This window comes from Natronorubrum sulfidifaciens JCM 14089 (assembly GCF_000337735.1).
In the GTDB taxonomy this organism is placed as follows: Archaea; Halobacteriota; Halobacteria; order Halobacteriales; family Natrialbaceae; genus Natronorubrum; species Natronorubrum sulfidifaciens.
In genome coordinates, this window is sequence record NZ_AOHX01000051.1 from 1 (window position 1) to 14,395 (window position 14,395).

12 protein-coding genes and 2 pseudogenes are annotated in these 14,395 nt (G+C 53.9%); 5 read left to right on the forward strand and 9 right to left on the reverse strand.

What is annotated here, in order from left to right:
• Positions 1 to 85: 85 nt before the first annotated feature.
• The 3 genes and pseudogenes from C495_RS16080 to C495_RS16090 all read right to left on the reverse strand — a co-directional run.
• Positions 86 to 934: pseudogene (locus C495_RS16080) on the reverse strand (DEAD/DEAH box helicase family protein); the annotation flags it as partial.
• Between the two features lie 146 nt (positions 935 to 1,080).
• A complete protein-coding gene (locus C495_RS16085; protein WP_008164825.1) occupies positions 1,081 to 1,449 on the reverse strand; it encodes a calcium-binding protein in 369 nt (122 codons plus the stop codon).
• 902 nt (positions 1,450 to 2,351) lie between these two features.
• A complete protein-coding gene (locus tag C495_RS16090; protein ID WP_008164826.1) occupies positions 2,352 to 3,608 on the reverse strand; it encodes an orc1/cdc6 family replication initiation protein in 1,257 nt (418 codons plus the stop codon).
• Between the two features lie 860 nt (positions 3,609 to 4,468).
• Here C495_RS16090 and C495_RS16095 point away from each other — a divergent pair.
• Positions 4,469 to 4,807 carry a DUF6788 family protein gene (locus C495_RS16095; protein ID WP_049890399.1) on the forward strand — a complete coding sequence of 113 codons (339 nt, stop codon included), beginning with the start codon at positions 4,469 to 4,471 and terminating at the stop codon, positions 4,805 to 4,807.
• 16 nt (positions 4,808 to 4,823) lie between these two features.
• Here the strand turns inward: C495_RS16095 and C495_RS16100 are convergent, their stop codons facing one another.
• The 3 genes from C495_RS16100 to C495_RS16110 all read right to left on the reverse strand — a co-directional run bounded on the left by C495_RS16100 (position 4,824) and on the right by C495_RS16110 (position 6,834).
• The gene (locus tag C495_RS16100) at positions 4,824 to 5,273 is read right to left on the reverse strand and encodes a hypothetical protein (protein WP_008164830.1); all 450 of its coding nucleotides are present in this window, start codon (positions 5,271 to 5,273) and stop codon (positions 4,824 to 4,826) included.
• Positions 5,270 to 6,121 carry a ParA family protein gene (locus C495_RS16105; RefSeq protein ID WP_008164832.1) on the reverse strand — a complete coding sequence of 284 codons (852 nt, stop codon included), beginning with the start codon at positions 6,119 to 6,121 and terminating at the stop codon, positions 5,270 to 5,272. Before C495_RS16105 ends, C495_RS16100 begins: the two co-directional genes overlap by 4 nt.
• A gap of 353 nt (positions 6,122 to 6,474) precedes the next feature.
• Positions 6,475 to 6,834: a hypothetical protein gene (locus C495_RS16110; RefSeq protein WP_008164834.1), complete on the reverse strand. Its 360-nt coding sequence runs from the start codon at positions 6,832 to 6,834 to the stop codon at positions 6,475 to 6,477.
• 222 nt (positions 6,835 to 7,056) lie between these two features.
• Here C495_RS16110 and C495_RS16115 point away from each other — a divergent pair, with 222 nt between their 5' ends.
• The 3 genes from C495_RS16115 to C495_RS17730 all read left to right on the forward strand — a co-directional run bounded on the left by C495_RS16115 (position 7,057) and on the right by C495_RS17730 (position 9,924).
• Positions 7,057 to 7,941: an IS1096 element passenger TnpR family protein gene (locus C495_RS16115; protein WP_008164836.1), complete on the forward strand. Its 885-nt coding sequence runs from the start codon at positions 7,057 to 7,059 to the stop codon at positions 7,939 to 7,941.
• A 285-nt stretch (positions 7,942 to 8,226) separates the two neighbouring features.
• Positions 8,227 to 9,369: a tyrosine-type recombinase/integrase gene (locus C495_RS16120; protein ID WP_008164838.1), complete on the forward strand. Its 1,143-nt coding sequence runs from the start codon at positions 8,227 to 8,229 to the stop codon at positions 9,367 to 9,369.
• Between the two features lie 249 nt (positions 9,370 to 9,618).
• Complete coding sequence (locus C495_RS17730) at positions 9,619 to 9,924, forward strand: hypothetical protein (protein WP_152418920.1); 306 nt, start codon at positions 9,619 to 9,621, stop codon at positions 9,922 to 9,924.
• A gap of 102 nt (positions 9,925 to 10,026) precedes the next feature.
• Here the strand turns inward: C495_RS17730 and C495_RS16125 are convergent, their stop codons facing one another.
• From C495_RS16125 to C495_RS16135, 3 genes and pseudogenes are all read right to left on the reverse strand, one after another.
• Complete coding sequence (locus tag C495_RS16125; protein ID WP_008164840.1) at positions 10,027 to 10,419, reverse strand: HVO_A0114 family putative DNA-binding protein; 393 nt, start codon at positions 10,417 to 10,419, stop codon at positions 10,027 to 10,029.
• Between the two features lie 21 nt (positions 10,420 to 10,440).
• Positions 10,441 to 10,733: pseudogene (locus C495_RS18390) on the reverse strand (toxin-antitoxin system TumE family protein); the annotation flags it as partial.
• A 214-nt stretch (positions 10,734 to 10,947) separates the two neighbouring features.
• Complete coding sequence (locus C495_RS16135; RefSeq protein WP_008164843.1) at positions 10,948 to 12,222, reverse strand: DUF418 domain-containing protein; 1,275 nt, start codon at positions 12,220 to 12,222, stop codon at positions 10,948 to 10,950.
• A gap of 419 nt (positions 12,223 to 12,641) precedes the next feature.
• Here C495_RS16135 and C495_RS16140 point away from each other — a divergent pair, with 419 nt between their 5' ends.
• Entirely contained in the window at positions 12,642 to 14,369 is a 1,728-nt protein-coding gene (locus C495_RS16140; RefSeq protein ID WP_008164844.1) for a M48 family metallopeptidase, read from the forward strand.
• The last annotated feature ends 26 nt before the right edge of the window (positions 14,370 to 14,395 follow it).

A 14,395-nucleotide genomic window follows, 5' to 3' on the forward strand; every position in this document is an offset into this window, starting at 1 on the left:
GGAACAGCAGCTATCTCGGTATGATAGCGGTCAGATCCGACGCAATTTCGGCGTGATCACCGTCTCAGTCAGTCGCTAAGCTAGAACGGATGGTCTGGTACTCTTTGTCGTATGTATCCCGTTCTTCTGCCGTGAGGTCGACAGACATGTGGATAGTTTCGTACTCGCTGAGGTACTCGCCAGCGAGTTCGTCGACAGCCTCTTCATAGGCAACCGGACCAATGAGATCCTCGAGGAGTTCATGCTTTCCGTCAGGCCGTTCGTAGGTAGCGGTCAGTCCCAGCCGATACGGTGCGATCGTCATTTCGGGGATCTGCCGGTAGGTCGGCGCTGGCAGGTGATGTTCCTCGTCGACGATGAGTAAGCCGAACTGGTCGCCGTATTCGTTGATGTAGCGGTAGGCACTATCGTAGGTAGTGACGGTGATCGCGGTGACCTCGTGGCTACCGCCGCCGAGAACGCCGATCGGATCTGTGAGTTGATCGCCAAAGGCGTTGGTGAGTGTGGCGTGCCACTGATTCATCAGGTCAATCGTCGGTGTCACGACAAGCGCACTCACGCCGGCGTCAGCGATTGCCTGCAGTCCAAGAAACGTCTTTCCGCTTCCGGTCGGAAGAACGACACTCCCCTGGCGGCCGTGGTCAATCCAGGCGTTGAGGGCGGCCTGCTGGTAGTCACGCGGCTCGATGTGGAGCGCTGGCGTGAGATCGAGGGCAGGATAGGCCCGCGCGGTGTCTTCAAGAGCGTAAGCGAACCCGTCCTGAAGCGTTGCCTGCTCGTTTCCGTCCGACCAGGCGCCCACCCATTCGAGGAGGGACCGATATCGATATGCTTGCGTTCGGTACTCGTCGACGCGGTCGTCCCACTCCGCATAGGGGATATCGTCGGGGGCATCACGGAGCAAGAGCGTCCCGTCGTCGAATTCGACTCGCATTCAGTGTACAGACAGAGATCCTCGAACGGATTCAATATGTGGGTTCCTCGGGTTCCGGTGAGGCGTTCGTCCGTCTTGTCCTTCTACAAACAAGGCGAGTGCCTTGGTGCTGGACTCCGAGAGGGTCACGATTGTGGATAGCCCAGTCAGGAGCCACGGTAGCGGTCGAGCCAGTACTGCCAGTCTGCAATCGCTTGTTCTGTGTCACGACCGGCTTCGAGAGGTTCCAGTTGCTCTAGCGGCACGCCAAGTTCTCTGTCCATCCACTCTATCATCACGAACATCTGGCTGAGAGTCGGATCTGTCGGGGACATTCCAATCACGCGTATCGTTTCGCCTTCTTTGAGGGGAGACTCCTCTCGCTCGGTGACACAACGCGCTTCAAACGGGAAGTCCATCGTATCGTCCAGATAGGCGTACCATCCCCACGCCTGCTCTTCTGGACTGTGGGTGTCGACGATGATACGCATCTTGATGCGCTCTTCCCGCTCTTCGTCCTTCTCGGTCCATGTCATATCCACCAGTACTCATCCTAGCCTCAAGATGCTCGGGTAGGGGTGGCAGAAACCACTTGTCAACCAATCCAAGAGACGCTCAATCCGCCCGTAGAACAGATCTGAGTCACTGGACAAGGTTAACCAACGTGCACGCTATTGCCGAGTCGAACTGCTCGAACGACAGGCTCAGCGAGAGATCCGTGAACTCGAGCGTGCGAAGGCAGTCGCCGGAACAACTGGTACAGATACAGATGGAGAGGTACTCGAACGATAATATCGAGCATTCAGATCTGTAGACTGTATGGCTCTGGTGAATCACTAGACGGCGGCGACTTACGATGAAGAATCACGTCACTCGAAGCGTCACGCTGGAACGATCGTGACCGCACCCTCGAGGAATCCGGCGGTGACGAACCTAGTGACCGATCTCAGGAAGGCTGTGAGACACTACAGCCCGACGCTGTATGGCGATTCACCAAAGCCGACTGTATAGGAAAAAGAGAAAGCTCAGAGAATGGACTCAAAGCAATGGAAGGCGGTTCGTCAGCATAGTTTACGTCTGATGCTGGACAAATCATCAATCGGCTAGATTAGTGCTCATCACACCACTGCAAAGGGCTGCAGACGACCACGGTCAAGTTTCAGAACTGGTGACAAGGTTGAAACCTCTTCGTCCATAGCTTCGGAAACGGTGGAGGGTGGGTAGTCTAGAAATTTCCCGAGCAGAAATGCTACCAGGGTTGTTGATAGTAGCACACTTAGGTGCAGCACAAAAATATGCGAGCAACTTTCGCGAACCACCCTAATTCGTAACCGATCTCTTTCCGCGATCCCCAGAGTTCTCGAGTGAGTCCGGACCCTCCGCCGTTTCCGAAGCTTTCAGTTACCATCGAACTGTTCCAATCACCGAAGCACCAGACTCAATAGTCAGAAATATCGGACTGAAGGAGATTATTGTCATCAGCCGTCGATCGAATGATGTTTGCCACCTCTTCAAACCGGTTCGTCGAGAGAAGAACCTCAAGAACTGCGTTTAACGGGACATCAAGTTCGTACTCGTGATAACGGCCAGCGGAGAGCCCTTCGTTCCGTTCATAGACGCTGATGAGCCCAAGCATATTCATATCTGAAAGGTGATCGCGAACACGCCGTTCGCTCACACTATCAGCATCAAGTCTGTCACAGATCTTCACGTATCGTTCGTAAAGATCTCGAGATCGAACAGGGACTTTGTTGAGCGCTTGGCGATAAGCGAGCGCACAGAGGACTGCATGGCCCTGTGTCGTGAGTTCCTGCATTCCTTCATACAGTTGGTTCTTCTCGAGTTCGTCTTGAGCATCCCGGACATGCTCCTCAGTCACAGTATCGACATCTTCGGCCTGAGCCAGTTCTCCAGCTTCACGAAGCAGACGGATCGCCTGTCTGGCCGATCCAGTGTCCTGAGCGGCAAAGGCCGCACAAAGTGGAACCACGTCTCCGTCGAGGATACCATCGTAGAACGCTTTTTCAGCGCGTGGTTCAAGAATCGGGCGCAGTTGGTTCGCGTCGTATGGCGGAAAGAGAATTTCTTTTTCAGCGAGTGTGTCTTTGACCTTCGGAGAGAGATTATCCCGAAACTGGAAGTCATTACTGATACCAATTATTACAGGGCGCACATCGCCGACATAACCGTTCGACCGCGCTCGAGGTAGTCCATAGAGAATGTCATCGGAGTTTCCAATGTTGTCGATCTCGTCGAGAACAATCACAACGGTACCGCCGAGTGCATCGAGCTCTTCGTAGAGGATATCAAATACGCGTTGCTGGGAATAACCGGTAGTACTGATGCGGTCTCTGTTCTGGCTTTTACGAATTTCGTTTACGAGCGCGACTGCGACCTGGTAAGACGAGGAAAGGTTCTCACAGCTGACCCAGACAGTTGAGAGATCAACGTCGTCGTACTCGGCAGCATCGTTCTCCAAGTGCGACAGCATGAATTTCGTCGCAACGGTTTTTCCCGTCCCCGTCTTCCCGTATAGGAAGATGTTCGATGTCGGGCGATTATCGATGATCGGTTGGAGAGCCCGTTGGTATTTCTCGAGTTCCTCGTCTCGTTCACGAATATCCTCAGGCTCATACGAGTCGTCAAGCGGTTGGGCATCCGCGAACACTTGACGATCCCGCTGGAACATCCCCATGAGAGACGATAATACAGCCTGACATGATAAAACCACCGCTTCCTTAGCTTCCGGAGCGTCCTAAGCTCAGTGGCTTATAACCTCACACCACACCACCACTTCCTAAGCTCTCGTTTTTATAATACACCCTCACTCCACTGTTTCCGGAGCTTTTGTTTGAACGGGTCTCCCCTCTTTTCGGCAAGAGTCTAATAAAGAAGAAAGATTTAAATAACCATAACTAAAACAGTAACCGCACTGCAGTAGCAATGTTATTATAGATATATTATATGTTATTTTCTAGTGGTTTACGCTGTGTGGTTCATGAGATCTTCCGGTAATATAGACCTGTTTTCTAGTACCACCCTCTTCTTTGTTTGAGATAGCTTCGGAAACAGTGGAGTGAGGGTTCTCAGAAAGCATCATTAGCAAAAGCTCCGGAAACGGTGGAGGGTTGTCGTCTCTCTTTCGCCGAACCATTCGTCATCTCTCATGTTGAACCAGTGCTCGATCACCGAATCCAGATAATTCAGACAATGAATACTGTAGACAAGTTCCAGGCTTCTCAATGAGTATTCCCCGGGTGAACTACCTGCCCTACTCACCGCCACCGCTGACGTTCGACTCTGGTCTTACTGATTCTTACGACAACTTGTTCGAAGCTTCGGAAGTGGTGGAGGGGTTGAGGTTCCTTTGTCTATAGCTTCGGAAACAACGGTGTGTGTATTGTAGACGGAACCACAGTCTCCGGTGCAATCTGATTCTCCAATAACCCCGTCCTGAGGCAATCTAAGTGGTGATTGCTTCGGAAATGGCGGAGGGATAAAATGCGATCTTACCAAACATTTATTCTGATATTGGCTCTACTGTTTGGTAAGAAAATGCCAACTCGTCCCTCTGCTCCCGATCCACTTCCGCAGTACCTCGCCGAGGGTGTCCCGAAGCAAGACGACGAGAGTTTGCAGGCTCTCCAAGATTGGATCAACGAACTGCTCGCATACCGACGGGACATCGCCACCGAGGACATTGACGCCGGAGAGGACGAGTCGATCGAAACGATCAAAGAATCGAGCGAAGGGACCGTAGTGATCAAGAAGGTAAGCTGTGGCAAGGACAACTGCAAATGCCGGCGTGGCGAGCTGCATGGTCCGTACAAATATGTTGTCAGACGTAAGGGTGATAACCTCAAATGGGATTATAAGGGTTCGGTGCCCGAATGAAAGTTCCGTATAGGTCTCACTCGGTTTCAAAGCCCCAGCGTTCGAGTTCCTCAGCAACGATTTCTGGCCGCCGCATCGCAGCGACATACGCAGCCTCTCGAACGTCCGTCTTTGAGACGCTGGTCCCTAGTTCATTTTCTACCGCGTCAACGAGTTCTCCCTCGACATCTTGGACGCTGCTGCGAAGATAGAACTGGACCATATCTCGGTCATGTTTGACGTTATTCCGCGTATAGACCCAAGGGACACCGTCATCATCACGGCCTGATTGAGGGAGTTCTGGCACGACTTCGTCGTTAGCAGCCTCGACTACTTCTTCGACGTCGATATCATCAGAGGGAGCTTCGTCCTCAGGTTCCTCTTCGAGGGCATCATCGACAACGTCGTCGACGTCTTCCTCAACATTTTGGTCAGCCGTGTCGTCGATACCGTCGCTGAACGGATCGCTGCCAGCACCTTTCTTCATCGTTCACCGACCACCGTGATTTCTTCAGCCAGTTGCTCTAACTTCTCGAGCGTCTCCATCTCGTGGTCGCGTTTCCGATCACGGTGGTGCTCAACGTAGTAGCGAGGAGTACACTGCTCTTTCCAGCAGCCTTGGAACAGCGACTCCCGGGTACGAATCGCGACCGGTGCTGGATAGCCGCGGTTACGGATTTCTTCGAGATATTCCTGTTGGTCACTTGTTCGACCGATGCCGTTCGGGACTCCCGCGAGGACTCCGATCTCGACCTGTTCATCACCATTCGAGATGGTGCCTTCAAGGCCGTCGACGAGCTCTTCTAGGCCGTAGATACTTTGCATCCCTTTCCCCGTCGGCTCGATCGGGATCACTAGCGATCGCGTCGCGTTCACTGCGTTGTAGAGGTGTGGTCCCGCAGTCGCTGGCGGGTCGATGATGATTGTGTCGTACTCGTTGGGGACGCCAGCTTCGAGGAGGACACGTCGAAGCTGGTCGGTTGGATCAAAGTCCTCGTCGAGATCGTTGGCCATCTGCTCAGCTCGAGTTAGGAGATCACCGAGCCGTTCCATCATATTGTGGCTCGGAACGACGTCGAATCCGAAATCAGTCTCGAGGATGAGTTCGCTGAAGTCGCCTTTCGGCCGGTCGATCAGATGGCGAGCCAAGTTGTCTGCGTCGCCATCGTCGCGTGGAGCAGCGACGCCGAGTAAGTGAGTCAGCGATCCGTACTGTGGATCAAGGTCGACTGTCAGGACGTTGCGACCGACGCGGGTGTGTTCGTCAGCGAGTGATGCAGCAAGTGTTGTCTTTCCAACACCGCCAGCCTCCGAATAGGTGGCATAAGTAAGCATGTATTATCGGATGAACTGATTGATTATAGTTTTTCGCTAGTTCTCTTAGGTAGGTTTATTAGTTGGCCTAACCGATTAGCCTATCTAAATACACCTGTTTACTTAGATGCCGGCATTGATCGCTTCTGCTGCCTCTTTGAGCACTCATATGTAGAACAGACCGCACCTGAAACTGACTAACACGCCCTCATAAAAATGAAGTTTTATAGATGGTCTAATAAGTTGGCCTAACCGATCATCCTATCTGAATGGTTTGGTTCTATGGCGACATAATTCTAAATGAGAAAAACCATCTGGATGGTCTAATGAAATGGCCTAACCAACCAGTCTAATCGAATATCTTCCTAAGAATACTATGACTGGAGTTGCGTGACAGTCGAGGCGATTTCGCTTTTGGTCGGTTCGCCGGTAAACTCGACAACTCTATCGCCTACACCAAAGGCGTATCTCTGGTAGGAGACGTCGACGTGAATCCAGCATTCGATGTCAGCGTCTGTCGAGTCATACTCGCCCTCACTTGCGTTCTCTCCTTGCTTCAGCACATCAAGCAGGTATTCTTCGATACGCGACGCGCTCGAGATTCGCAAGAGATGATCGGCAGCGATGTTGTCCAGCACCTCTGCTGGGGTTCCATATCCCTCGCCTACGAGATAGAACTCGCCATAGTACTCGTGTGACTCAATCTGAACACAGAGTGTATATGTTTCAGCCATATCTGTAGTTGACAGAGGCCATCCATTAGAATGCCTATTCATAAACCACTACCCAATAGTATCTGTACCGATGGCTCCGTGAGCAAGGTTTAGTCCGGATACTGTGCAACTACGTCATATGTCTTCCACTGCCAGTTGGCACACGATCCGTGACGAAATCGAAGACTTAGAACAGCGTATCGATGATCCCACCAGTTTCCACATAGGAACAGAGTTCCAAGGATGACTGCCTACCGCTTTCGCATCAAATTCGATCCGGATCCTACATCTCTGTGGCGGGATATCGTCGTCGGCGCAGACAGAACGATCACCGAGTTGCAGTCGGCAATCAACCCCGCAGTCGGACTTGATCAGGGCCATCTCTGGTTCGTTGGAGAGGATGAGGACTACTGGGACAGTGCTGTCAAATACCAGTGTCCGCAGGAATACGAGGAGTCACTCAATGGCGACCCACTGTTGCGTACCGAGCGGATCGAGAACGCTGGAGACGTGACGATCGGCGAGATGACCCGCCAACTCGGGCTCGAACAGTACGATCGCATATGCTATCTGTATGACTACGGTGATGAATGGCGGTTCTACGCTATTTTGAAAGATGTCCTCAGCGACGAGCCGAGTGACAAAGGGCCAGACATCGTGAAAGAGAAAGGCGATCCGATCAATGACCAGTACGATCCGCCGGAAACCGGTGAGAGTGGACCTCCCCTTCCTGAACCCCTCTATTCAGTGCTCCCTGAAACCGCTGTTCCTGTTGCGGATCTTCGTGAACTGGAAGAGCGCGATCGTGTCGTCCACGTTATGCCACTACTCAGTCTCGAAACTGGGTTTGGGGCAGTCTGCGAGCGGTTCGCAATTCAGTTTGAGAACACAGGGTACGTCATCGAAAACTTTCAGCCGGGATGGCAGATCGTCGAGAAAGTTGATGGAGTAGACAAGACTGAGGAAGAACTTCTAGCAGCCCTTGCGGATGCAGTGCGTGAGTGGCACTCTGAAATCGCGGAGATCTCTGGTGCAGTGACGGGACAGCATTTCGACGAGGAGACTGTCGAAGCGATGCATGTCGAACTGGAAGCAGAACTCGAACGCAAGGGGTATGGACATCTTTAAAAATCATTTTGTGTGAGAATTAGGTACGGAATCTGATTCTGCTCTAGAGCCCGTACGCGCGCGTGCGCGAGAAACACGGGCCATTCAGAATTTGAGATCTGAAACCGTGGTCGCCGCCGAGAAAAAAATCTATACAGCCGTATTCGGTTTATAGGGTATGGTTTTGTACGCTCGAGTACCCGAGACTACCGAAATCGCCCGCGAGAGGCGTTTCAGATTGCACTTGGTTAAATAAGAGTTTAACCAAGGGACTTTACTAGGGTCGACACTGTACCCCGCATACGAATGTCTGGATCAACGGAGCGACGGGCTACACGCGGGGGGACGACCGTCCACGAAGCCATCGAGAGCTACCTGCGGTACAAGATCAATGCCGACGGGTCGAAGACGACCATGCGCTCACCACTGTGTGAGTTCGCCGATCACTGTCGAGACGAACGCGGTCTCGAGCTTGTGGAAGACCTCTCCCCCCATGACGTCCGTAGTTACAGCGAGCACCTCTACGACCGCGTCGTGATCGACGAGGATCTGGCGGCTTCAACCGCCCACAACTACTTCGCGTACGTGAGGGCCTTTCTCTCCTGGTCTGTCCGAGAGCAACACCTCGAGTCAAACCCGGCGAACACGAACACCGCGATGGACCCGCTACCAGAAGACGACGGGAAACGCAAGCGTCAGTATTGGTCTCAAGAAGACCGCGAGACGTTACTTGAGTACGTGACCAAGCGCGTCGACATGGCTCTGGAGGGAACCATTCGAACCGACGTCGAAACAGCCTTCCGTGACCGGGCGATTGTCGTTATGCTCGACGGGACAGGGGCGCGTGGTGCGGAACTGTTCGCCGACTCGAAAGACGACAAACGCAACGGCCTTCGCTGGAGCGACGTCGACTTCGACGAGCGGTTGATCGAAGTCTACGGCAAATCGCGTGAGTACGAACAGGCCCCGTTCCCCGCAAGCGTCCATGACGTCCTCAAGCGATGGTACCGGGTACAAGAGCCACCGACCGAGGCGTGGCCTGTCTTCCCGACCGGCCACTACGGCTCGAAAAAGCGTGCACTCGAGGATGTACTTGTCGCAGATCGGGTTGATGCAACCCTCAAGGAAAGAGGTGACCAAGGCAAGACAGCTGTCCTTGATCGTCTGCATCGCGAGCACGAGGTGCCGCCGCCATCAATCTCGAAAGAGGGTGTTCGCCAACTTTTGAAACGACTCACCGACGAGGCTGGGATCGATCCCGATGGCGAGTACGATTATTTGACCTTGCACGGGGCACGGCGGGCACTCGGGCGTGATCTCTATACCAGCGGGATGTCCGAAAAGGCTCAGGAAGCGTTACGACACAACTCGATTGAGACCACCCACGAGGCCTACGCCGACGTCAAGATGAAGGACGTCTCCGATTCGATTGACGACGTTCGTGGGTGAGAACGGACTCGGGGTACTCCTTACTCTTCGATTCTGGAATGACTTCGTGGTGTTCGCTGGCAAACTACTTGAACAGTCAGTCAAAACAGCCATTACACTGCTGATATTCGTTGGCTTACCAGATGCGCGCGTAGACAACTCTATAACGGGATCAAACTTTCGACGACTTTACAACACGACAAAAACATTATGCTGCATAAATTGGATCAGGACATATAATACGGTAAAAACTATTTTGTAACTATACCAATGGCCGACTTAGATATACATGCATATGATGCTGCGAGATCAATAGGATTGGTTCTATCAGTTATTTTATCATCACTATTGGTTGATTCATTGAATCCTTTACCAGTCTACATCGCTATAATACTAATAGCTATTTTATTCCCAGTTAGAAGGGTAGACTCAAAGTACCTATACTGGATTATGGGGATTGGTGTATTTAGCACCGGACTATGTTTTTATTTATTCGATGATTCAATGTTATCCATCATAGTATTTAGTGCGGTTTCAACAGTGCTGTTTGTAATCCCGAAAACAATTAATAAATAATTGGTCTCGTCACAAACTCGTACAGAGTTCGCCTCTGGTAGCGCCAACTGACACTTCCATTGTGGTGGCTGCATCCGTCTTTAGCGAAAAGTGAGGAAGATATCACGCTGGTGCAACATCGGGAGAGTGCTGACCGATGGGAAGGTCGATATCGATCTCATCGTACCACACAACCGGACGCTTTGCGCGACCGTTTTGTTCGAGTTCGACGAGTCCGTAGTCGGCAAGTTCGGTCACGTTCTCAGTGACTTCTGGCGGATGACGGCCGACGATCCGCGCGAGTTCACGAATACTGTCTGGCTCATGGTCAGCAATTGCCTCGAGGAGTTCGAGATTCGTCGGCCGAAAGATTCGACCGAACGTCTCGAGGTCCTCCACCGAGAGCGTCGATGGCTTGGGGTCGACACTCTCGCCAGCATCGAGAGCAGCAAGCGTGTCTTCGAGATCGTTACGGTCGGACGACGAGTTGATACGGACGTGAAGTGTTTGGGTCATGGGTGTGGGATCGGTGTATTGCCAGTCAGTTCGTTTGGCGAACGGGAGTGCCGAACGCCAAGCACGATACAGCGTCTGCAGTCCCGGATAGTCGGTCTCGTAGACCTCCGAACAAGATGCAGTTCGTGAATTCCGTGGTGGTTATCGAATCGGATGATTGGATCATCAGCGCCGGCGGCGCTGTAGTGGAAGGCGTACTTGATGACGTCTGGAAACTTCTCGGACTCGGGCACCGAAAGCACGCGGACACGGGCGACAGTACCGTCGGCATAGGCTTCAATCTCGTCACGAACAACTGTGACATAATTACTCACCCCTGTTTGTTAGTATGAGACCTAACACGATGAGTGTTAGGGTTCACCCTAACATAGCATGAGGAATGTGCAACAATCACTTTTACTGTTCGAATCGACTCGTACGATTTTGCTGGAGAGAAGCGCGTCATAGAAACAGGAAGTCCCACCCTCAACGAAGCCGCACCAGCGGCTGAGTAGGGTGGGGTAGTTCACTCAGCGGTTCTGTTCCTGATTACGGTTCGCGGCGAATCGGCTGGCGCTGGCCGTAGGTAAGGGTCCGCCAGACCCATTCGACCGGGCCGTACCGGAAGCGGCCCAGCCACCACATCGACAGTGGGATCTGGATCGCCCAGATTAGCACGACCACCCCCAGTAACTCTAAGAGGCTCAATTGGCCGAACAAACCGAGTCCATGCCCGTAGAAGATCGACGTGGCAATAACGGTTTGGAGCAGATAGTTGGTGAACGCGGTTCGGCCAACAGCGGTGAATGCTTGGACGACGAGTCCGTCCTGAAGCCACCGACAGAGCAGCATAATCCCCGCGAGATAGCCAGTTGCAAGGAGCAACGAGCCCCAGTAATTGAACTGAAACGCGAGCGTAAGGACTGGGACAGTCTCCCAGGCAAACACCTCACGGAGCCAGACGCCGACGAGGACGAGCGCCAGTCCGACGCCACCCGCACCGACGAGGACGCGTTTGTAAAAACGTGTACTCCGCTGGTTGGAGAGAACACCCCACTTGTAGAGCGACATTCCGACGATCATCAGTCCGCCGAGCATCCAGAACAATTCGAAGAGGAATCCGAGCGTGTGATACTCAAAGAGGACGGGGGTGCGGTGGGCTACCTGGTCGAGCCACTCACCTTGATAGATCTCGATCTCTTGTTCGGGCGAGAACTCCGCACCGAACGCGGCGAGCAACTCGGCTTCTATCTCTGCCCGTCCTTCTGCTGGGAGGAAGAGGTAGCCCATGCCCATCAGGAGATAGAGAACCGACGGAATTGAGAACAGTACGATGCCGAGGATGAATTGGCGGACGGGACGCCACCGCCACACCCAAACCACGATGAAGCCACAGAGCGCGTAGAAGACGAGGATGTCGCCGTACCAGAGCAGATACGCGTGTCCGAGCCCGATAACGAGCAGCCAGAAGGTCCGAGAGAGGTGTAACTTCCGTCCCGGCTGGCCCTTCCGTGCTTTCGATTCCAGAAACAGCACCATCCCGCCACCGAACATGAACGTAAACAGGGTCACAAACTTTCGTTCGAAGAAGACGTGACTGATGAGCCACGCGACATAATTCCCGCCTGTGAAGTCGCCATAGAGGGTCGGATTGAACGTCGCCACGGTCGGCAGCGCGAATAGCCAGATATTGATGACCAAAATGCCGAGCAGAGCAAATCCACGGAGGGCGTCGAGAGCGACAATCCGGTCAGACGGGTCAGTTGGCTTGGCCCGTTCTACATTCGGTGCGGCCGGCGGTTTCTCCGCCGGTTCGTTTGACATAGTGCCAATATACTAAAGAAGTTGTATAATACATTTTGGTTAGTGAAGGGGGCTCACATCGGAACTGTTCGTTACAACGGTGATATGCCAATTAATTTTCGGGCGTTCTCTCTCGTAAACTCGTGGTGATCTACAGGCGGAGCAGGCCGAGTGCTTCGGGGTCGTTCGAGAGACTCCGTCTCTCGTGATGACGAGACGCGGAGCGTCTCGAACCACTTGACCTCGAGGCGGTTCACAAGAGCTGGTGCCTGACCTCCAGTGCACAACAGTAGCTGGGTCATGATCGGTGGTGCGACGCGTCACATTCTGTGATCAGTCAGGCATCTATTTCCCACTCGAGATAAATTCTCAAAACCATATGTGTCCCCCCAGTTCCCCGCTACTTCGTTCGATACACAATCACCCGAGGTGAACATGTCGTGACGTCAATACCCACTCGTGTCAATCTCCTCATCCGGACGGTTATCGCCGCTGGCAGCTGTCTTGCCCTCTCGAGCGCCGTCGTCGTTGCTGCCCTCCTATTGATCGGCGTCCCAATCTACGCCGGCCTTCAATACGGCGTCGAGGCCCTTTCATCACTGCCGGATCTCTCCAGTTCCGGCTCTAGTCTCATCGTCGAGTCGCTCGCCACCGCGCTCGTGGTTGCAGTCGCGATCATCTGCTTGGCGGCCATTGAACTGTCGTTGCGGACCGTCCGTACCGCTCGCGAGCGCTCCGTACCGGCGGGTGCACTCGCTCAGGGGACTGTCGAACTCGCCTCGTATGTGCTGTTGCTCTCGTCATTACTGATCGTGCTGGCTACCCTGCCATTCTTTCGTTCGGCACTTCCGGATCCGCTCTTCGGATTCTTGGTCCTGCTTGGCTTCTTCTACCTGCTGATGGCCGGGTACCTCTGGGCCGCCCACGAGTGGGTCCGTTCGAAAGACGAGGTGAACGACGAGCGCACGACCGGCGGCAATTGGCTCGTTATCGGCGTTTTTATCATCGGTTACCTCAGCGTGGCCTACTGGACCGGGTTCGCTCTGCTCGTCGTCGCTGCACTCATCTGGCTCGTCTTCGGATCCATCCTCGTTCCCAACCATGTAGACAAGATACGAGACGCTATTGAGCGTCGCGCCGCTGAGAGTGCCGAAGAGGAACCTGTCAATCCAGCGGCTGTCTACGGCCTCACCGACGAGATCAGATCGGTCCGTACCAGAGTCAAACAAGTAACAGGTCTGCGGCCGGCCATTCCGATGACCGTCGCTGGAATCGTCACGATCGGAGCCAGCTACTGGGCAGCGGCTCTCGTGTCAGTCGAAACTGTTGCCATTGTATTGGCTGCCGTGAGTGCCTTCGCGTTCGTCAGCGTCCACGTCGGCGCGACGATCCGCGCGGAGTTCACTGGCAACAGCGCTGTTCTCCGAGATCTCGAAGATCGATTTGACCTCGAGAAACTTACGGCCGACGAGTCGACAGGTCAGGTCGCTATTGGGTTGGAATCTGCCGCCGATCGAGAGGCCGGCGTAGACGGTTCTCTCGAGTCTACCGTCACCCGACTCGCCAGGCAGGCTGACCTGCCGACCCCTAAGATCCGAGTGCTTGAGCACAGCACGCCTGTCGCACTAACAGTGGGCTACCGCCCCGCTGTATCAACCCTCATCCTCTCTAGGGGGTTGATTAAGACGCTCGAGGACGACGAACTCGAGGCCGTCATCGCCCACGAACTCTCCCATCTCGTCAATCGGGATGCCGCGGTGCTCACCGCACTGTCAGCACCCGGTGCCGTCGCACGGCTCGCTCGCAGCCGGTATGGCTACAATCCGGTCATCGAACCGCTTGCGATGCTGGTTCGAATCATCAGCCGCTGGTACGTCGCTCTTGTCTCTCGGGGTAGGGAGTACGCTGCCGACGACGGTGCAGTCGCGATCACCGGTGATCCGGCTTCCCTCGCGAGCGCGCTCGAGTCGCTCGACACAGATCTTGACCGTCGCCCGTCGACGGATCTTCGCGAGTGGGACACGGCTACTGCGTTCGCTATTGTCCCACCGACATGGGAGGAACACCCCTTCTTCGATCGGACACGGCGATTCGTCGCGCGAACGATCTTTGGAACGCATCCACCGACCGAGAAGCGTGTCGACCGGCTTCGAACTCAGCTGTACTAATAATTTCCGAAGCCAGTACACGACCT